This is a genomic window from Microcoleus sp. K4-B3, assembly GCF_036704615.1.
Taxonomy (GTDB): Bacteria; Cyanobacteriota; Cyanobacteriia; order Cyanobacteriales; family Microcoleaceae; genus Microcoleus.
Window position 1 is genome coordinate 107,446 of the sequence record NZ_JAUBSF010000010.1, and the last position, 18,291, is coordinate 125,736.

At 46.4% G+C, this 18,291-nt stretch carries 21 protein-coding genes; 8 read left to right on the forward strand and 13 right to left on the reverse strand.

The window, feature by feature from the left end:
• The first annotated feature begins 21 nt into the window (after positions 1 to 21).
• Positions 22 to 1,236: a bifunctional riboflavin kinase/FAD synthetase gene (locus QUA78_RS07570; RefSeq protein ID WP_333301245.1), complete on the forward strand. Its 1,215-nt coding sequence runs from the start codon at positions 22 to 24 to the stop codon at positions 1,234 to 1,236.
• 163 nt (positions 1,237 to 1,399) lie between these two features.
• Entirely contained in the window at positions 1,400 to 2,308 is a 909-nt protein-coding gene (locus QUA78_RS07575; protein WP_333301243.1) for a MoxR family ATPase, read from the forward strand.
• 157 nt (positions 2,309 to 2,465) lie between these two features.
• Here QUA78_RS07575 and QUA78_RS07580 read toward each other — a convergent pair whose 3' ends face one another.
• The 3 genes from QUA78_RS07580 to QUA78_RS07590 form a co-directional block, all read right to left on the reverse strand.
• Positions 2,466 to 3,665, reverse strand: a complete 1,200-nt coding sequence (locus QUA78_RS07580) for a glycosyltransferase (protein WP_333301241.1) — start codon at positions 3,663 to 3,665, stop codon at positions 2,466 to 2,468.
• A 45-nt stretch (positions 3,666 to 3,710) separates the two neighbouring features.
• A complete protein-coding gene (locus QUA78_RS07585) occupies positions 3,711 to 3,848 on the reverse strand; it encodes a hypothetical protein (protein WP_333301239.1) in 138 nt (45 codons plus the stop codon).
• A 209-nt stretch (positions 3,849 to 4,057) separates the two neighbouring features.
• Positions 4,058 to 4,246, reverse strand: coding sequence for a hypothetical protein (locus QUA78_RS07590; RefSeq protein WP_333301237.1), 189 nt, complete (start codon positions 4,244 to 4,246; stop codon positions 4,058 to 4,060).
• A 114-nt stretch (positions 4,247 to 4,360) separates the two neighbouring features.
• On the opposite strand from QUA78_RS07590, the gene QUA78_RS07595 reads away from it, so the two are divergent.
• Both QUA78_RS07595 and QUA78_RS07600 read left to right on the forward strand, forming a co-directional pair.
• On the forward strand, positions 4,361 to 4,687 hold the full coding sequence (locus QUA78_RS07595) for an MgPME-cyclase complex family protein (protein ID WP_333197782.1): 327 nt from the start codon (positions 4,361 to 4,363) through the stop codon (positions 4,685 to 4,687).
• Positions 4,684 to 5,421, forward strand: coding sequence for a hypothetical protein (locus QUA78_RS07600; RefSeq protein ID WP_333301235.1), 738 nt, complete (start codon positions 4,684 to 4,686; stop codon positions 5,419 to 5,421). The genes QUA78_RS07595 and QUA78_RS07600 overlap by 4 nt, the downstream gene beginning before the upstream one ends.
• 81 nt (positions 5,422 to 5,502) lie before the next feature.
• On the opposite strand, the gene QUA78_RS07605 is transcribed toward QUA78_RS07600, so the two are convergent.
• The 3 genes from QUA78_RS07605 to QUA78_RS07615 all read right to left on the reverse strand — a co-directional run bounded on the left by QUA78_RS07605 (position 5,503) and on the right by QUA78_RS07615 (position 8,999).
• On the reverse strand, positions 5,503 to 7,599 hold the full coding sequence (locus tag QUA78_RS07605) for a tetratricopeptide repeat protein (RefSeq protein ID WP_333301233.1): 2,097 nt from the start codon (positions 7,597 to 7,599) through the stop codon (positions 5,503 to 5,505).
• 78 nt (positions 7,600 to 7,677) lie between these two features.
• Positions 7,678 to 7,941 carry a hypothetical protein gene (locus tag QUA78_RS07610; protein WP_333301231.1) on the reverse strand — a complete coding sequence of 88 codons (264 nt, stop codon included), beginning with the start codon at positions 7,939 to 7,941 and terminating at the stop codon, positions 7,678 to 7,680.
• 116 nt (positions 7,942 to 8,057) lie between these two features.
• Positions 8,058 to 8,999, reverse strand: a complete 942-nt coding sequence (locus QUA78_RS07615; protein WP_333301229.1) for an NAD-dependent epimerase/dehydratase family protein — start codon at positions 8,997 to 8,999, stop codon at positions 8,058 to 8,060.
• Between the two features lie 356 nt (positions 9,000 to 9,355).
• Between QUA78_RS07615 and dnaG the strand changes: the two genes are divergently transcribed.
• The gene (dnaG, locus tag QUA78_RS07620) at positions 9,356 to 11,383 is read left to right on the forward strand and encodes a DNA primase (protein ID WP_333301228.1); all 2,028 of its coding nucleotides are present in this window, start codon (positions 9,356 to 9,358) and stop codon (positions 11,381 to 11,383) included.
• A 325-nt stretch (positions 11,384 to 11,708) separates the two neighbouring features.
• On the forward strand, positions 11,709 to 11,993 hold the full coding sequence (locus QUA78_RS07625) for a hypothetical protein (protein WP_333301226.1): 285 nt from the start codon (positions 11,709 to 11,711) through the stop codon (positions 11,991 to 11,993).
• Here QUA78_RS07625 and QUA78_RS07630 read toward each other — a convergent pair.
• The 3 genes from QUA78_RS07630 to QUA78_RS07640 form a co-directional block, all read right to left on the reverse strand.
• On the reverse strand, positions 11,990 to 12,508 hold the full coding sequence (locus QUA78_RS07630) for an SET domain-containing protein-lysine N-methyltransferase (protein ID WP_333301222.1): 519 nt from the start codon (positions 12,506 to 12,508) through the stop codon (positions 11,990 to 11,992). The two genes, QUA78_RS07625 and QUA78_RS07630, sit on opposite strands and share 4 nt — an antisense overlap.
• Before the next feature lie 21 nt (positions 12,509 to 12,529).
• The gene (locus QUA78_RS07635; protein ID WP_333301221.1) at positions 12,530 to 13,531 is read right to left on the reverse strand and encodes a DMT family transporter; all 1,002 of its coding nucleotides are present in this window, start codon (positions 13,529 to 13,531) and stop codon (positions 12,530 to 12,532) included.
• Positions 13,532 to 13,835: 304 nt separating this feature from the next.
• Positions 13,836 to 14,357, reverse strand: a complete 522-nt coding sequence (locus QUA78_RS07640) for a pentapeptide repeat-containing protein (protein WP_333301219.1) — start codon at positions 14,355 to 14,357, stop codon at positions 13,836 to 13,838.
• Between the two features lie 12 nt (positions 14,358 to 14,369).
• On the opposite strand from QUA78_RS07640, the gene QUA78_RS07645 reads away from it, so the two are divergent.
• Entirely contained in the window at positions 14,370 to 14,936 is a 567-nt protein-coding gene (locus QUA78_RS07645) for a YraN family protein (RefSeq protein WP_333301217.1), read from the forward strand.
• Positions 14,937 to 15,134: 198 nt separating this feature from the next.
• Here the strand turns inward: QUA78_RS07645 and QUA78_RS07650 are convergent, their stop codons facing one another.
• A complete protein-coding gene (locus tag QUA78_RS07650) occupies positions 15,135 to 15,524 on the reverse strand; it encodes a hypothetical protein (RefSeq protein WP_006632408.1) in 390 nt (129 codons plus the stop codon).
• Positions 15,525 to 15,671: 147 nt separating this feature from the next.
• Here QUA78_RS07650 and queA point away from each other — a divergent pair, with 147 nt between their 5' ends.
• Positions 15,672 to 16,811, forward strand: a complete 1,140-nt coding sequence (gene queA / locus QUA78_RS07655; protein WP_333301215.1) for a tRNA preQ1(34) S-adenosylmethionine ribosyltransferase-isomerase QueA — start codon at positions 15,672 to 15,674, stop codon at positions 16,809 to 16,811.
• A gap of 42 nt (positions 16,812 to 16,853) precedes the next feature.
• On the opposite strand, the gene rpmF is transcribed toward queA, so the two are convergent.
• From rpmF to QUA78_RS07670, 3 genes are all read right to left on the reverse strand, one after another.
• The gene (gene rpmF, locus QUA78_RS07660) at positions 16,854 to 17,027 is read right to left on the reverse strand and encodes a 50S ribosomal protein L32 (protein WP_006632406.1); all 174 of its coding nucleotides are present in this window, start codon (positions 17,025 to 17,027) and stop codon (positions 16,854 to 16,856) included.
• Positions 17,028 to 17,370: 343 nt separating this feature from the next.
• Entirely contained in the window at positions 17,371 to 17,847 is a 477-nt protein-coding gene (locus QUA78_RS07665) for a TM2 domain-containing protein (RefSeq protein ID WP_333301214.1), read from the reverse strand.
• A 246-nt stretch (positions 17,848 to 18,093) separates the two neighbouring features.
• Positions 18,094 to 18,291 (reverse strand): hypothetical protein (locus QUA78_RS07670; protein WP_333301212.1); only part of this gene is annotated, 198 nt, incomplete at its 5' end.

Below are 18,291 nucleotides of genomic sequence, written 5' to 3' on the forward strand. Positions count from 1 at the left end.
AAGTATGTCAAAATCTTAAGCGTGTGGGTAACTTCTTCTTGTACGGCTGCTCTGACTCCAACTTCTGTTGCCTTGGGAAACTTTGACGGTTTGCACCTAGGGCATCGACAAGTCGTGCAGCCAATTTTAAATCGATCGCCTGGGCCAAATTCTGCGACGGTTTTTGCGTCGGGAGAAAACTTGCGTTCAAACGCTGGCACAGATGAAAATTTGGAAAGCAAACCTCCGGCGACCTGCTACAACGACTCAGCAGCACTGCCCGATCGAGCCGACAAGCACCATAATTTCGAGGGTTTGATAGGCCCCTGGGCAGAGGGCAACAGCCTCTCTGGTCGCGATGATGATTGGGTCGATCGACTTTACAGCACTGTGGTGACCTTCGATCCCCACCCGCAAGAATTTTTTACGGGTCAACCGAAAAAACTGCTGACGCCTCTGGCAGAAAAGGTAGAATTGCTCGCAGCAATGGGCGTCGAGCAACTTGTGCTGCTGCCGTTCGATCGAGAATTGGCGGCTTTGACTGCTTCTGAGTTTGTCGAGAAAATTTTGGTGCAACAACTAAAAGCGAGTCGAATTAGTGTGGGGGTTGATTTTCGGTTTGGACGGGGACGCGCTGGGACGGCTGTGGGTTTGCAGTCGATCGCCTCGGGTTACGGTATTGATGTTGGTCTTGTACCCCTGCACAATTGCGGTGAGGGCGATCGGATCAGCAGTTCTGCAATCCGCGAAGGTCTGGCATCCGGCGACCTCACAAGAGCGAATCAGTTGCTGGGGCGACCTTACAGTTTAGTCGGGACTGTGGTTGGCGGACAGCGGCTGGGCAGGACGATCGGATTTCCTACGGCTAATATCGAACTGCCACCGGAAAAATTTTTGCCACGTTTTGGCGTGTACGCGGTGCGAGTCTCGGTGAAACATGGATGGGAAAAGATGAAAGATGAAAGTTCTTCCTATCAGCGGGAAAACCCCAAATCTGTAATCCCCGACACAGCATCAAATTTATCTTTTGTCAATGGGGTGATGAATGTTGGTTGCCGCCCGACGGTAGACGGCCTGCAACCCACTGTGGAAGTTCACCTGTTAGATTGGTCTGGGGATTTGTACGGTAAAACCTTGAGCGCGAGTTTGGTAGAGTTTTTGCGACCCGAACAAAAATTCGCTTCTCTGGATGCTCTCAAAACTCAAATTCAGGCAGATTGCGATATTGCTAGAAGCCTCTTAACTGCTAAAGTCTAATAATTATGTGATCTAGAACGGGCGATCGGTTTTAAAAATGGTGCAAGATGAGTCAGACTAAATTCTAGTTGGACAAATCGGAAGTCCGCAAGGCAAAGACTTAAGATTTGAGCAATTTGATGTTCGATCAACAATTAGCAATTAGCAATTAGCAATCAGGGATATGAGACAACATATTGAGCGGCTCAAACAAAATCTAGGCAAGACTATTGTTGGCAAAGCTGATGCTATTCGCTTGGTGCTGGTAGCCGTGCTTTCGGGCGGGCACGCGCTGCTGGAAGATGTGCCGGGTGTGGGAAAAACTCTGCTGGCGAAGTCTTTGGCGCGATCGATCGATGGGAAATTTCAGCGGATTCAGTGCACTCCCGATTTGTTGCCGACGGATATCACCGGTACTAATATTTGGAATCCGCGCAGCGGAGAGTTTGAGTTTTTGCCCGGGCCAGTTTTTGCTAATGTTTTGCTTGCCGATGAAATCAATCGGGCGACGCCGCGAACTCAGTCAGCTTTGCTGGAGGTTATGGAAGAAAAGCAGGTGACAGTAGATGGAGTTTCTCGGAATGTTCCCGCGCCGTTTTTTGTGATTGCGACTCAGAACCCGATCGAATATCAAGGCACTTTTCCGCTACCGGAAGCGCAGATGGATCGGTTTACTTTGTCTTTGACTTTGGGCTATCCCGCTGCATTAGAAGAGTTGCAAATGTTGGAACGGCTTTCTGATACTTTTACAGTTGAAGATTTGCAGCCTTGTATTTCTTTGGAAGAGGTGCAGGAATTGCGCCGTTTGTGCGCTGCTGTGAAGGTGGAAGGGTCTTTGAAACAGTATATTGTAGATTTGGTGCGATCGACGCGGGAAGATGAGGAGATTACTCTGGGGGTGAGTCCCCGGGGTGCGGTGGCTTTGCACCGGGCTTCCCAGGCTTTGGCGTTTATTTCGGGGCGGGATTTTGCTACCCCGGATGATGTGAAGGATTTGGCGCCGCACGTACTTTCTCACCGGTTGATTCCGGCGGGGGGAAGGAGGGCTAAGACGATTGTCGATCGATTGTTGCGGTCAGTTCCTATTCCTTAAAAAGTTTGTAAGTAAGTTGCTTTAATTAAAGGAACAGGCATCTTGCCTGTTCCACAAACAATTAATTTTCCTGTGGGGTGGGCAGGATATCCCGCCCTTGAAAGACTTATTAATAATGGTGCAAGATGTCAGTTAATAAATAGGTTTTGCACCATTCTCAAGCACTCTCAAACAGCGCCACTAATTTTTTTGCCTCTAAATCAACATTGTGTTGTTGAGCAACTCTCTCGGCTCCTGTTTTCCCCATTTGTTCTAGTTTTTCTACAGGTGCTTCCAATACCGCGCGCATCGCTACCGCTAATGCTTCTGCGGAACCGGGAGGAACTAACCAACCGCAAACTCCGGGTTCTACGAGCTCCGGGATGCCAGCAACATAAGTGCTAATTACGGGTCGATTGAGAGCGAGGGCTTCCATAATTACGACGGGCAAACCTTCAGCAAAACTCGGCAATACCATTGCCCGCGAAGCTAAAATCTCTTGCTGAACTCGATCGCCGCTAGCCCAGCCGGTAATTTCTATATGGTTTTGCAGGCCGAGTTGCAGAATCTGCTGTTCAATATCCGATCGCAGCGGCCCGTCTCCTACGAGTACCAACTTAAACTGCAAGCCTTGAACTGCTAGCAAGCTAGCAGCTTCTAGCAATAACAAATGACCTTTTTGTTCGCTGAGCCTCCCAATGCAAGCTAAGCGGGGTGCTGCGGGTATGGGGACGTAGGGTGCAGCTAAAAATGCAGCATCTACACCGCAGTGTATGACGTGAATTTTTGACCAAAAAGTTCGATCGCACCACCGAAAAAGCTGACTTTTACCGAAGGAACTAACCGCTGCTACAAAGGTCGATCGCTTAATTTTTTCGTCTAAGGAAAGAAGTGTGGCTTTATCGAATTCTTCAGGGCCGTGAACGGTGAAACTGTAAGTCGGGCCGCCAAGCACGCGGCACAACATTGCAACTGTTGTGGAATTTGTGCCGAAGTGAGCGTGAACGTGTGCTGTACCCGATTCTGCAAACCAATTTAAAAGAATGCAAGCTTCTGCTAAATAAGCTAGATGCAGCAAAATCCCCCGTTCCGAGTGCCAGCCAACTTTGAACATTAACCGCAAAGCTTCGATGAATCGAATGGGTCTAGTTGTGGCAACGCGGAGCAAACCCCACGCTAACCCCTGTACACCAACTCCTAAGATTACTTTAGTCAATTCTTGCTCTAGTTTGTCGGCCCCATCAACGAGTTCTGACTCGCAGGATCGGATCGAAAAACGTGCGACTTTCATGCCGCAATTTTCAACGGCTAGCACTTCTCTGCGGACAAAGCTGTGGCTGACTTTGGGATATTGGTTAACTAAATAAGCGATGTTCATTAATGGGGAGAAAATTTTATGGTAAAACTTAGATTAGTTTAGCCTTTAGCTGCATTCCGCGGGCAACAAATTTAGCTGATTTGTTGAGCTTACTTGAGCATGGGTGGAGGGCGATCGCTTTTGGCGGGATGGCGGAAGTGCCAGCGGGGCGATCGCTATTCCGGCGCGAGCAAATCCATCCACACATTTTACATTTTTAATACAATAGTCAGGACTGTTTTTAGGTAGTAGTCACAAACCCTTGATTTTCACCCAGGCAGCTCGATCGCCCAATCGCCATGAAAGCCTTATTTTAGGGTTGGCAATCAAAAACTGTCCGAAGTGTTTTCATATGCAAACTACTCCCAATTAGGTTGAAGAACCCCCTGATTGTCTCAATAATTGGTAATTATTCAACGTGCAATTCCATCTAATTTCCTATTGTCACCTAAATTTTCCACAAAATCACCCGCCAGAAAAATAATCGCCCAAATCCCCAAACAACCCGCAACTCCCCCAACTCTCACCACCAAAGATTTTTCTGAGGCGACTTGCTCTGCATCTATCCAAGATGACAGCAAATAAGGTAAAGTAAACGGCACAAGAGTCTAGAACTCTCCAACTGCCGCAACTCGGCAAACCCGCGCCTGACCAGCAAAACTGGCCGGTACAGGCGACATTAACCGCTAACCGTCAACCTCTAACAACCGAGAAAAATGCAAACCTACTACTACGTTTTAGCCAGCCAACGCTTTTTGCTAGAAGAAGAAGCCCTAGATGAAGTGTTTAAAGAAAGAACTCGCAACTACAACGAACAAGAAAAACAAATAGACTTCTGGTTGGTCAAACAGCCGGCTTTCCTAGAAGCACCGACAATGGCAGAAGTTAAAGCAAAATGCCCTCAGCCAGCCGCCGCTATTATTTCTACCGATCCTGTCTTCATCACTTGGTTGAAACTGCGATTAGAATATGTACTGACAGGTGAATTTCCAGCACCATCACCAACTATTCCCGATGCCCTCGCCTCCCTACAGACAGCATGAATAAAATAGCCAAATATCCGACAAAAAAAATAACAACAATTAGGGGTAAATTGTACAAATATATTTTGTCTCTCCCCCTATTTTCTGCTACTTCGATCGCCCTTTTTGCCTTGACAATTTTATCGAGTTCTGTTAAAGCTGAGTCGAGCTGCCAACCGCCCCAGTCCGATGAATATCTACTGTTAATTGTCACCCCAACACCCGAACAGCAAGAAAGAGCAAAACGCTCTTTCCCTGGAAATACTAACAACACAGTTTGTCGGTATATCAATGACACGGTGACGCGAGTTGGTGGCTTTCGCGACTCGCAAATCGCCAGCGATTGGGTTAAATACATCGAAGATGTTGTCGGATTGCAAGCTTACGTAGTACGATCGCCCGCAGCGGCACTACCCCAAAATTTGCCAATCTACAACCCTCAGCCAGCGCCCGATTCTGAACCAATCACCAATCTTGCAAGCGGCAATCTTGCCTTCAATCCCCAATCCCTGGGCCCTGGTTATGCAGTATTAGTAGATTACTTCAACCAACCGGAATTAGCCGCCCAAGTCAGGGAAGCATTAGGCACGCAAGTAGGCTTAGCTTCCTACGGCCAGCGTCCCTTTTTGTTCGTCGCTTATACAACGGATCAAAACGCCGCTACTGCTGCTGTAAAAACATTGAGCGATCGAGGTTTTTGGCCGATGTTAGTAGACAGCCGCCGAGTTACCGTAATTGCTCCCGCTGTTCGCTAAAAGATAATCTACCCCCACGATTATTGGGGTCGTAAAATCACTACTACACCCAAAGTCCTAGCAGAGGGGGACTAATAACAATTATTGTTGTTTTTGGGATTCTAGCGGGCTACTTCCTAGCTGACTTTCTGCCCGCTTTTTTGCTTCCATTGCCGCTCCGTAATCCGGTTTGTAGCGAATTGCTTTGTCATAGGAGGCGATCGCATCTTCGTATCTTTTTACCGCCACAAGTGCATTGCCGCGACTGTACCAGGCTTCCGAATAGTCAGGCTTGACATAGACGGCTTCATTGTAAGAGACTAGCGCATCTTCGTACCGCTTTAAATTGTACTGAGCATTGCCTCTATTGTACCACGCTTGATATTCTTTCGGGTTTAAATCTAAGGCTCTGTTATAACACTCAATTGCTTGTTCGTACTTGCGTAATTCGTGGTATGACCAACCTAAATTGTACCATGCTTGATAATAATCAGGTTTTAATTTGACAGCTTTTTCGTAAGCTTCTACCGCTTCTTCATGCCTCCGCATTTTCAGCAAAGCAATGCCTTGACTGTACCACGCTTGATAAAAATTTGGCTGAAACCGCACGGCTTTTTCGTAGGCTTCAAAAGCTTCTTGGTTTTTGTTTAATTCTAGGAATATATTGCCTAAATTGTACCAAGCTTCATAATTGTCGAATTTGATTTCAAGTGCTTTTTGATAGGATTCTACGGATCGATCGTACTGTTTTAATTTTTGGTAAGCTTGTCCCAGATTGTACCAAGAATGGTACAAATTGGACTGAAATTGTACAGCTTTTTCGTAGGATGCGATCGCCTCTTCGTACCGCTGCGAATCTAACAGAGTATCGCCTCTGCCTTCCCACGCTGCGGCATAGTCTGGCTGGATTTTCAAAGCGTTATCAAAAGAGGCGATCGCCTCTTGAGACTGTTGCAACTTCTCCAAAGCATAACCGCGTCCCGTCCAAGCTTCCAAGTATTCCGGCTTTAATTCTATGGCTTTATCATAAGCTGACTGCGATTCTCGATATTTTTTCAATTCATATAAAGTTTTGGCTTTTTCCTGCCAAACTTCCGCGTAGTCAGGCCTGAGATTTATTGCTCGCTCATAAGCTGCCAGAGCTTCTTCAAATCGGCTTAAATTGTAAAGAGTATTGCCTCGGTTATACAAGTCAGTTGCATTTGCAGAATTAAAAGTGTTTACACCATAAATTGATGCTATAATACTGATGCCAATTAAACTAACGATAGACAATATTTTAAAATACAGTTTTTTTCGGGATTTGAGCGGCCCCTTCGCAGCAGCAACCGGAGGCAATACAGGAACTGTACCGCTGAAAGAATTTTTCAATTCTTTAATAGCTTGCAGCGTTTCGCCGGCACTAGAATAACGCTGGCGAAAATCGTACTTTACCATCTTATCTAAAATCTTCGCAAATTCAGGACTGACTGATGTTTTGTCCTGCCAAATAATTTCCTCTGTATCGGGGTTTTTTGGCATTTGGTGAGGGTTTATGCCAGTGAGGAACTGAATTGCGATCGCACCGACGGCATAGATATCGCTGCTGAGTTTCGGGTTGCCGTGAGCTTGTTCGCTAGGCATATAACCGGGAGTACCGATGCTCACACTCAAGCTATTTTTGGGCTGAGGATTGGTGATTTGAGTAGTAATTTCTTTGACTGCGCCGAAGTCAATTAAAACTAATTTTCCGTCTCTATCTCTGCGGAGGATATTGCGGGGATTGACATCGCGGTGAATCACATTTTGCTGGTGTACAAAGTCTAAAATTTCGAGAAGTTCCTGCAATATACAAATGACTGCATCTTCCTGCATGACTCCTGCTGTGCCCGGAACAACTGACGTAATTTCGTGACTTAAATCGTGGCCTTCTATAAATTCTTGAACTAGATAAAACTCTTGATTCTCTTCAAAAAAAGCAAAAATTCGGGGAATGCGATCGTGATTTCCCAATTTGTACAAAACTTGTGCTTCGGTATCGAATAAACGTCTAGCTACCTGTAGAGTTTCGGGATCTGTTGCTTGAGGTTTAAGCTGCTTGACGACGCAGAGGTGATTGCCTGGTAGCTGCTTATCTTCAGCTAAATAAGTTTGAGCAAATCCGCCGCCTCCCAAGTGACGGATAATACTGTAGCGATTGCCGAGTGTTATTCCAAGCATGAAATTCACCTAATATTTCCTAGTCTTTTGGAGAATTAGCTTCCAACCAAGATGTCAAATCTTCCGCGTTTGAAAAATCTAACATGGGTTATCTAAATTTTTTAATTGGTCGAGCGACAACTGGGGAGTCCGGATTTCAATAAAATAAATTACAGGTGGGAATCCCTTGTGCAATTCTTCAATCATTAATTTAGTTACATCAGTTGTTGCTGTATTGTACAAAGCTAGCTTGCTCAATGTCGGCCTGTTGAGAACTTGGATTTCAATAATTACAGACTTGTCGTTGTTGAGTTTTGCTATAACCTCTAAGTAGCTACCTTTGGCTGCGATGTAATGTCGCATTGCGAACTTTACTGTGACAGTCTGTTTGCTTTCTTTCTTGTTCCCTCCCCTTAGTAAGGGGAGGGTTAGGGTGGGGTTCTAGATTTTTTCGGGCATTGGGACGCTCCCACTCTAACTTAACTTTGAACCGATTTCAAAATCTCGTCATCGACTGAAAAATCTATCTCAGCTTTGTCCCGTCCCGAAACTACATAATCATTCTGAAAAGAATCTTTCAATCCAGAAAGTAAGTCAAATTCCGGCTTCCAGTTAAGCTCGGTAACAGCTTTATTAACTGAAGCGAAAAAGTGCTGCAATCGCATCGGGAAAGCTTTCTTTTTGCCGAAGTCAAATTGTTTGGGATCGTAGTGTACAATTTTAATTGAATCGGGGGATTTGCCGGCAGCTTGAATGCAGGCGCGGGCTAAACCGTCAAAGGTGACAAATCGATCGCCCGAAACGTTGTAAATTTGCCCGATCGCCCTTTCGTTGCCCAAAACCGCCGCCATTGCTTTAGCCAAATCGTGACAGTGCCCTAACTGCGTGAAGTGCATTCCGTTACCGGGAATCGGAATCGGTCGATCGCGCGCAATGCGATCGAAAAACCAAGCCTCTAAATCGTTATAATTTTGGGGGCCGTAAATGTAAGTCGGGCGAATCGAAGTCCAAGGCAAACCGGACTCGGCCAAGTAATTTTCGGTTTCGCATTTACCCAAATGTCGGCTTTTAGGATCAGTAGCGTCCCCTTCAATATGAGGCATTTGATCCGATTTCAAATAAACCCCCGCAGAGCTCATGTAAACAAAGTGCTGCACCCGCCCTTTAAATATTTCAGCTAAAGGCTTTGTATCGCTGAGTTCGCGACCGTTGTTGTCAAAAACAGCGTCAAACTCGACCGTCGATAACTTTTCTTTTAGTTGTTCGACATTTGTGCGATCGCCCTGAATCTGTTTTACGCCCGCAACCGGTACAGGCTTGTTGCCCCGGTTAAACAACACCACTTCATGCCCTTGTGCTGCTAAAATCTTAGTAAGATAAACCCCGATAAACCGAGTACCGCCCATCATTAAAATTCGCATTATTTTCGATGCTCCTTACAGTTAGTGTAAATATCTTACAATAAACTTATGCCTTACGGAAAAACAGGGTTTTTTACGAAAAAATCTGGTAACAGCCATCAGCCCTGGTATAAAAACCCGGAACGCTAGAGTTTTTGTGTGCAAGTCCTGAAAGTCAGTTTTGTGCTTTACTAAAGTGCGATCACTCAAAATAAACATATAGTAATGCCTAAGACGATTAACACTTTCTCACTTGCTAAAACCCTGGCTTTTCTTCCTTCTTCCTTCTTCCTGACATCCGTTACATCCGTTAAATAATCCGTTGCCGAACTTCCTTCTTCCTTTCGCTATACTTTCAATTTGCCTAAAATAGCCCTATGCAAGTTCCCCGGCTGCATCCAGAAACAATCGAAGAAGTCAAACAAAGAGCCGACATAGTAGACGTTATTTCCGGTCGCGTCGTCTTGCGGAAACGCGGCAAAGAATTCGTAGGTTTGTGTCCCTTTCACGACGAAAAATCTCCCAGCTTTACAGTCAGCCCAGGCAAACAAATGTACTATTGTTTCGGCTGCGGTGCAGGTGGCAATGCTTTTAAATTCCTCATGGAATTGGAGAAACGCCCTTTCAGCGAAGTAGTATTAGAATTAGCTAAAAATTATCAAGTCCCCGTCAAAACTGTCGAACCGGAACACCGACAAGAATTGCAGCGCCAAATTTCTCTGCGGGAACAACTCTATGAAATCTCAGCACTAACAGCCAACTTTTACGAACACGCTTTGCGGCAAACCCCAGGAGAAGAACCCTTAGCATATCTCAAATCAGAGCGCAAGCTTAGCGAAGAAACTATCCAACAATTTCAATTAGGTTATGCACCCCAAGGTTGGGAAGCACTTTACAGTTATTTAGTAGAACAGAAAAACTATCCGGCGCAATTAGTAGAACAAGCTGGATTAATTGTACCCCGAAAAAATGGCGGCAGCGGTTATTACGATCGCTTCCGCAATCGGATTATGATTCCCATTCGCGACACCCAAGGCAGAGTCATCGGTTTCGGCGGCCGAGCTCTCGGCGACGAACAGCCGAAATACCTCAATTCTCCCGAAACAGAACTGTTCGACAAAGGCAAAACTTTATTCGCCTTAGATACGGCGAAAACAGCCATTAGCAAAGCCGATCGCGCAGTAGTTGTAGAGGGGTACTTTGATGCGATCGCACTTCAGGCCGCCGGCATCTCCAACGCCGTCGCTTCCCTCGGCACCGCCTTAAGTTTAAACCAAGTGCGACAGTTATTGCGCTACACTGACTCCAAACAAATTATCCTCAACTTCGACGCCGACAAAGCAGGAACTCAAGCAGCAGAACGCGCTATTGGAGAAATAGAAAAACTCGCTTATCAAGGAGAAGTACAACTGCGAGTGCTCAACATTCCCGACGGCAAAGATGCCGACGAATACCTCAAAACATACTCCCCAGAACAATATCGAGAATTGCTCGAAAATGCTCCGTTGTGGCTCGACTGGCAACTGCAACAAATGCTCGTAAATCAAGATTTGAAGCAAGCAGATACTTCCCAGCAAGTTACAAAAAAAATCATTAATTTATTAACCAATATCACTGACGACAATCAGCTAGCACATTACCTGCAAAAATGCGCCGAAATTCTCAGCAAAGGAGATTATAGACTCACCAAAATGCTCGCAGAGAACTTGCTCAATCAAGTAGGCAGCGATTGGGCAAAGCGGCAAAGTCAAGACGAATCTTTGACAATGCCTCTGTTAATAAGAAACAAACTGAAGCCGAACAAACAATATAAAAAGCAGCGTGCAAGCAGCGAAAATAAAAGCTCAAAATCAAGTTTATCTGCCGTAGCCCGCAGTCTTTTAGAAGAAGCAGAAGCGCAATTATTGCAGATTTATTTGCACTGTCCTGAACACCGCCAAGATGTCAGAGAAGCAATAGAAGCTAGAGACGTGCAGTTTAGCCTTTCTCATCACAGATTTTTGTGGCACCAGATTGTGAATGCAGAAATATTGCACAAAATGTCTTTACAAGTAGCGCCTTCAGAGTTAATATTGAAATTGCAAGATAGCTTCATTGAATATCCCAATCAACTCAATCAAATCTCGCATTTATTTCACTTAAACGAGTTCTCAGAAAGAAACGTTTATCGCGCGCCTCTAGTAATTAGATCTGCCCTCGCCTGTATCGAGCAAATTATCAGCATGAAGCGCCGCCGGATTGCACTCAATATGTGGGAAAAAGCCAAGGCCGCTAGCAGTGGCGAAGAGGCTATAGAATATCACCAACTATTCTGTGCCGAACAAGAATGGCTCAAGGAATTAGAGCGGCTGCGTCAAGTTAATTTTTACGATTTAACATCTGTACCTTGGGGTGGAATTTTCTAGAAGTTCAGGGCTAAAGTCCTTGTTAGGAACAATCAAAAATCTAGGACTTGACATTGTTTCCGGTTGCACCGGAATTATATAGAGGACACGGCAGTGCCGTGTCCCTACCCGGATTAATTGTAGGGACACGGCACTGCGGTGTCTAAAGCTGTAGGTAATATTAATTCCGATGCTACCGGATTTGATAGGATTGTTGAGTGTTAACTGTTGACTCGATTTTATTATTCCGATGCTACCGGATTTGAGTTGAGTCGGGGTCGAAAAACTGAAGGATGGTTGAATGTTGAATGTTGACTCGATTTTACCAGGAGGATGAAGCGCGGATTTGATATTAGATGCTTCTGAGTCGGGTTCGGTGGTTGTCAAGGTTTTGTCTGCCACTCCGGCGAAACGGAAAGCTTCAACAAAGCGTACTTTGGAGAAGTTTCCCGTTCAAAGTTTTCGGACGTTAGTGACTAATTTATCGACGATCGCTAAAAATCGAGTGCAGCCTAAACTAGCGGGTGTTTCAGTTAGTTTCGACCTGACGACGGCAACTCCTTTACAGCAGAAAGCCTTCGATGTGCTGGGGGTTCCGCTGACATTCCAGTCATGTATCCGGCGGGGCTAAAGCCCGATCGCCCTACTGATGGGGGCAATACTAGGAACTTTAAGAGCACGCGGGGGAAGTTCCGTTTCAGGTGCGGTTACTCTGAGGTAATCGGCGATAAACTCACCATACGTTTTCTTGATTTCGTCAGGGAGAAATTTATATCCAAGGATCTTCGATCGACATTCGGTGGAGCCACAACAACATTTGGGAATGTCAATGAAAGTGTACTCTGTTGTAGAGTAATCCCATGTAATCTCGCTTCCCGAAGGAATATCAACCAATGCCACGAAATCGTAGGCTCCGAATTGATTATTCCGAACCCCTGTGTTTGGGCTACAAGAATGATTGATCAATAATCCCGGTTCATCTATTTCTATATGCAGGTCAAAGTCCATCTGAATGGAGTGAGTAGTTCTTTCGGGCAAGATATCGACTCGGCGTCCAACCACCACAGTCTCACCTTTACGGAAGCCTTGGCTGGCAAAAACACCTCTACCTTTCTCTGTTTGCTGGATGAAAATATCGAAACCCATTTTCCTCACTCTTAATACAAATTACAAATCTAATTCTAATTCCACGAGGTTACTCTGAAGCGACACGGGAACATTAATTGGCTCAGTATCCGAATCTGACAGCGCTGCAACAATCGACTCGTTAACCTGGATTTCGCCATTGTGCTCAGCGTCCTGAGATTTGCTTTGACCAAAAACCATTGCCACCACTACAAGAGCTGCGCCAATCAGACCGCGTATTCCAAGTTTCTCTCCCAGTAGTAGAAACGAGAAAACCGCTGCGAAAATCGGATCTAGCGTATAAATTAGCGCCGTCTGGTAAGCGTTAACCCATCGTTGAGCCACTACTTGGAGCACAATCGTAGCAGCAGTATCAAATAAGCCAATATATAAAAGAATACCAAGATTCGCGCCAATTGCCTCCTGTTGTGTAAGCAGATCTGGAGCGGCCCAGATTAAAGAAAATATTGTTATCACCCAAAGCTGGATCGCGGCGAGTGGCAAAATGGGGTGCCGCAACGTGGTGGACTCAAGCTTAAGAGTGTAGATCGAGTAGAGGAAGGCGTTGCCCAAGATCAACAGATCGCCGATCGCGAGCTGTTCACTCTCCCAACACATCACTCCAATGCCAAAGATGGCAATTCCTGCGGCGAGGAAAGTTTTTGGGAACACCTGCCTACCTAGCAGTTGCCCTAGCAGAGGAACTAGGATGACGTTGAAACTGGCAATGAATGCAGCACGATCGGCAGTAGTCGTCTCAAGGGCAACGGTTTGGAGGACTGATGCAGGAAACAGTATCAGTGATAAGAAGACTCCATCCCGTAGCAGGGAAAAATTCAGGAAGCGCAAATAGGGGGTAAACGGCAACGCTGCTATTACGTAGCGGGTTGCAAATATTGCAGAAGGAGAAAGACTGCTGAGAGCTCCCTTGATAACCGGATAGCTTGTACCCCAGATTAGGGTGACAAGAACCAACACTGCTATACCCCAAGCATGGAGAGTGTTTGGCGATCTTTGAGAACCAATATTTAATTCTGTCGTCATTGAGTAGCCTAATCGATTAGCAATTGAACTAAATTTCGTGAGTTAACCGTAAACAGGTTGACTAGAGTAAGAAATCTCAATATTTTAAAATCGAGTGTAGCCTAAACTAACGGTTGTTTCAGTTAGTTTCGACCTGACGACGGCAACTCCTTTTTTACAGCAGAAAGCCTTCGTCGATGTGCTGGGGGTTCCGCTGGCATTATAGTCATGTATCGGGCCGTGGCTCAAGCCCGATCGCGCTACTGCCAGAGGGTTGACATGGAATTTACCCCGCACGCGGGGTAAGTTCCGTTTAATTAGCCTTTTAATAATCGCAAAAAAGAGTTTCGCGAGTATCTCTACCCGTCACGGGATTAGTACCTTTTGCCACTTTACAAAGTTTTTCTATCATATCGTCTCGCAGCAGTGTCTCTGTAAAATCAGCACCGTCAATGACAGCTCCTTCGAGTCTGGTATTGTAAGCGAAAGCACCCTCAAGGATAGCATTAGTTAAATTTGCTTTCATCATGCGAGCTAAATCTAAAGTAGCACCCGTCAAATTAGCGCCTTCAAAATTTGCCTCTTCCATATTGGCCGCAAAAAAGCTGACGCCCCGCAAATCTGCATTAGTAAAATTGCTGTTGCGAAGATTAGCTTTATTAAAACTGTCGTCAGTCAAAACTTTGCCAGTAAAATCAGCGCCGACTAGGATTTCTTTGTCGTGATCCAAAGCGAAAGCAGGTGCGGGATTAATGCCGATCGCCCCAGCGGCAATTACTGCTAAAATAACAAAACTCAGCAAGAAAGTATAAATATTTTTGCGCTGTTGGCGAATTCGAGAATTCATAAGTTAAAGCTAATGGGCAGCCGTGACAGTTCAGAATTGAATTCTACCAGAAAGCGCGATCGCCCGATCGCCACGGCTGACTCCAATTCCCCCCAATCCCCAAACTCTCGGGATATCGGCACATTGGGAGAAAACTTAGTCGCCGAGTGGTTGCAGCAGCAAGGCTGGGAAATCTTGCACCGACAGTGGCACTGTCGCTGGGGAGAGATTGACATCATCGCACTCGGAAGAGATGAAGAAAGCGCAAAAAACCGAGTTCTTCCCAATCATCAATCCTCAACATTAGCATTTGTAGAGGTAAAAACTCGCCGCCGGGGAAATTGGGATGCTGGTGGAATGCTGGCTGTTAATACCACAAAACAAGCCAAACTTTGGCAAACAGCCGAAATATTTTTAAGCACTCGTCCAGATTTAGCAAATAATTCTTGTCGCTTTGATGTCGCTCTAGTCAGGTGCGAACCTTCACGACCAAACACTAAGCAAATATTACCGTTAACAGCAGCGAACTCTCAATCCGCCCTTGCAGAAAACTACCGCCTTACCCTGCAAGAATACATTAGAGCGGCTTTTAGCAATTAAAAATATATAATTAAAAATTAGAGGGTAAAATCACAAAGCAATGCCACTAGGTAGTTTTTAATTGTTAATTTCCCTAGCCTGTCGCGCATTTCTCTCTCGATCTTTAAGGGACGTGAAAAAAGCGTTAAATATTCTCCCTCTCTCCCTTTCTCTGCCTCTCCCCCTCTGCCATAACAGCTAATTTATATCAGTAGCAGTCTAGGCGAGAGTTTCCGGGCAATATCCCAAGCCCTTGACAAACTGCTGGCGAAACGCTTCAATTTCCTTGCGGTCAGGGCTGCCGTGACAAACCACTGCCACCTGGTAGCGGCGCATCACGCTCAGTGGCGACTGTCCAGTTTCCAAACTCCAAAGTGCCATTTGCAAGCGAATTTCAGGATCGTAAGGAATCCCGAGTTCGTTCATAAAAGCCCGAAAATCCCCGTGCATTTCTGGAGTTAAATATTGGCTCATTTTCACCTTTACCACCCAGCCGTCAATTTGGTGAATAACGGTGATAAATTGCAAGGGAAGATGATGAGCCGTGCGCAGGTAATCCACGACTCTCAGGGTAAGGCTAGTATTGGCGATGTAGTAGAGGTATTCCATAACGATCCTTCGAGCAAAGATGATGCTATACCTCTATCGTCGCGGTATATACCCGCTACCACAAGGGGAAAAGCACCCGACTTTGGATGGGGGTTTTTACCCAATTTGTTACCTAGTTGACAGATTGATTTGATAGGAATTCACTCGATGACAGAGATTGACTGGTCTTTGGACGGCTACAACTACGAACTTCCGCCCTCGCGCATTGCCCAAAATCCCGTAGTGCCGAGGGACAGTTCTCGGTTGCTGGCTGTAGATTCTCCCAGCAGCCAGCAACACCGGATTTTCCGGGATTTGCCAGATTTGCTCGAGCCGGGAGACTTGCTGGTACTCAACAACACCCGCGTGCTGCCAGCGAGGCTCTACGGGCACAAACCCAACGGCCCGGCTGTCGAGATATTGTTGATGGAAGAACGGCAGCACAACTGCTGGCTGGCTTTGGTTAAACCGGGGAAACGCTTAAAGTTGGGATCGCAAATTGAGTTTGAGCCGATCGCCCCACCCTGTGAGGACTCCGCAGCAGATCCTTGCTGTTGCGTTCCCGAAGTGGAGGTGTCCGATCGTCGTCGATTGACTGCGACAGTTATAGAGAGGGACGAGGCAACAGGGGGACGGCTGCTGGAGTTTGACATCCCCACAGATGCGAGTCTGGTGAAGTTTTTGGACGAATACGGCCACGTACCCCTGCCGCCCTACATCGACAATTCCCAAGCTTCAGCGGAACAGTACCAGACTGTCTATGCCGATCGGCTTGGGGCGGTGGCTGCCCCCACAGCAGGCCTGCACTTCACCGAAGAATTGTTCAGCCGCTTGGAACAGCGGGGAATCGAAAAAACTTTTATCACCCTGCACGTGGGAGTAGGGACGTTTCGCCCGGTGGAGGTGGCAGACGTGACTGCTCACAAAATGCACGGCGAATGGGTGGAAGTACCCCCCGCCACAGTCGAGAAAATCCGCGAAACTCAAGCCAGAGGCGGGCGCATCTTTGCCGTGGGTACAACAGCAGTGCGAGCTTTAGAGGGAGCCGCAGCGGCGAGCGGCGATTTTTCCTTGCAACCTTTTTGCGGCCAGACAAATTTGTTTATCTACCCTGGTTACAAGTGGCGGGTTGTAGAGGGGATGATTACCAATTTTCACTTGCCCCGCTCTACTTTGATGATGATGGTAAGTGCGATGATTGGAAGGCCTCGGCTGTTGGATTTGTACCGAGAAGCGATCGAGCATCAGTACCGCTTTTATTCGTTTGGCGATGCCATGCTGATTTTACCAACCGCAAAAATGGATTGATCGATCGGGCATCGGGTTCGCCCAATGCCCTGTATTCCGTTTCTATTCTTCCTCTTCTTCTTCATTGCCGGGATATACGAAGCTGTTGGAACGCCCAGTCAGAACAGATTTGCCTAGGGACAGAGCTTTCTGAGCTGCCACTACAGCTTTGCGCTTCCATGTGGCCTTGCGCATATTCTTCTTGGATTTGGAGGTTTTCTTCTTAGGGACTGCCATGACGCTAAATACTTTCTGCTTATATAGACAAACAAACATTCTAGCCGATTTTGCCAGCAATGCTTCCTCCACAAACGGCATTCGTCAGAAGGCATTCGTCAGAAGGCATTCGTCAGTCGATTTTAGATTTTAGATTTTAGATTTTAGATTTTAGGCGTGAGACGTTCGGGGAGTGCTCAGATTTTCGGCTAGTAGTTAGGTTGCGTCACCGATTAGCTTCTCGAACAACACATAAAATCCCCGAGCTGACGCACCCGCAGCAGCTAAATCCCGGTAGGGTGCGTCAGCGATTAGCTTCTCGAACAACCCCCGAAAATCCCCGCTTCTGACGCACCCGCACCAGCTAAAGTTCGTGAAAGTGGTACATCACAACGCCAGTTACTGAATCGTTCTCGATACTCACATAACCCGTTTTGAGCATTGCCGTGAAAGCTTCTTCCACTTCGGCAAAAGTAGCGCCGGTTGCCATCACCCCTTGGGTGACAGATAATCTTCCCTTCTTGGTATAAGCTGCCTTCAGGAGTTTAACCCCTAACTGGTCGGGAGTTTGCTTGGGGTATGTCGCGGCGATCGCCCCGCTGCTGGGATATAGCGGTATACCTTCGCGAGATACGCCGAGTTTGCCCCTGAGAGTGGCATTGTGTTCGTCCACCATGTTCGGGAGCAGCAGCAAGTCAAACAATTGCCCGAACCCAAACAAACCAAAGGTAAACAGCCACAGTAAACCCGTACCAATTTTGCCGTTGTAGAGGCGGTGGAGTCCGAATGGGCCGAAAAAACAAGCTGCCCATAAAAGGTAACTAACACCTAAATTGCTCATTTTCTGACCGTCCTGCTTGGTTATTCTAACTATTGGACTCCCTCTATATATTTTGTACTTTCTATTTAGTGTTTGAACAGTTTGACACGAGGAGAGATTTGTGCATCATCTGAAGGAAGAGAGAACACAAAAATTGCAATTCTCCCAGTCTCCCCACTCCCAGTCTCCCCCACTCCCAGTCTCCCACACTCCCATGAGTAATTCACTGTAACCAATTTTTTACTAATTAAAAGGCCCGCAGACAGATTACTCCTGCGGGCCTTTTAGATTTGAGATTTTGACGATGCTGCACAGTTCCTTGAACAGTTCGCGGATGCACCGGGCAATCACCCGCTGGCGGGCTAGCTTGACAGGAGTGCCGCCTTTTTTTCGCCGCCTCAAGTTTTCGGACGGCGACATTTGCTCTGCGTTTGTGCCTTGACCGTAAACAAATTTCAGCGGCGG

Bases quoted from the DNA above. Each gene is read 5' to 3' on its own strand.
- QUA78_RS07575 (WP_333301243.1), top strand. From the start codon at position 1,400: ATGAGACAACATATTGAGCGGCTCAAACAAAATCTAGGCAAGACTATT.
- QUA78_RS07580 (WP_333301241.1), bottom strand. From the start codon at position 3,665: ATGAACATCGCTTATTTAGTTAACCAATATCCCAAAGTCAGCCACAGC.
- QUA78_RS07595 (WP_333197782.1), top strand. From the start codon at position 4,361: ATGCAAACCTACTACTACGTTTTAGCCAGCCAACGCTTTTTGCTAGAA.
- QUA78_RS07600 (WP_333301235.1), top strand. From the start codon at position 4,684: ATGAATAAAATAGCCAAATATCCGACAAAAAAAATAACAACAATTAGG.
- QUA78_RS07605 (WP_333301233.1), bottom strand. From the start codon at position 7,599: ATGCTTGGAATAACACTCGGCAATCGCTACAGTATTATCCGTCACTTG.
- QUA78_RS07610 (WP_333301231.1), bottom strand. From the start codon at position 7,941: ATGCGACATTACATCGCAGCCAAAGGTAGCTACTTAGAGGTTATAGCA.
- QUA78_RS07615 (WP_333301229.1), bottom strand. From the start codon at position 8,999: ATGCGAATTTTAATGATGGGCGGTACTCGGTTTATCGGGGTTTATCTT.
- dnaG (WP_333301228.1), top strand. From the start codon at position 9,356: ATGCAAGTTCCCCGGCTGCATCCAGAAACAATCGAAGAAGTCAAACAA.
- QUA78_RS07630 (WP_333301222.1), bottom strand. From the start codon at position 12,508: ATGGGTTTCGATATTTTCATCCAGCAAACAGAGAAAGGTAGAGGTGTT.
- QUA78_RS07635 (WP_333301221.1), bottom strand. From the start codon at position 13,531: ATGACGACAGAATTAAATATTGGTTCTCAAAGATCGCCAAACACTCTC.
- QUA78_RS07640 (WP_333301219.1), bottom strand. From the start codon at position 14,357: ATGAATTCTCGAATTCGCCAACAGCGCAAAAATATTTATACTTTCTTG.
- QUA78_RS07645 (WP_333301217.1), top strand. From the start codon at position 14,370: ATGGGCAGCCGTGACAGTTCAGAATTGAATTCTACCAGAAAGCGCGAT.
- QUA78_RS07650 (WP_006632408.1), bottom strand. From the start codon at position 15,524: ATGGAATACCTCTACTACATCGCCAATACTAGCCTTACCCTGAGAGTC.
- queA (WP_333301215.1), top strand. From the start codon at position 15,672: ATGACAGAGATTGACTGGTCTTTGGACGGCTACAACTACGAACTTCCG.
- rpmF (WP_006632406.1), bottom strand. From the start codon at position 17,027: ATGGCAGTCCCTAAGAAGAAAACCTCCAAATCCAAGAAGAATATGCGC.
- QUA78_RS07665 (WP_333301214.1), bottom strand. From the start codon at position 17,847: ATGAGCAATTTAGGTGTTAGTTACCTTTTATGGGCAGCTTGTTTTTTC.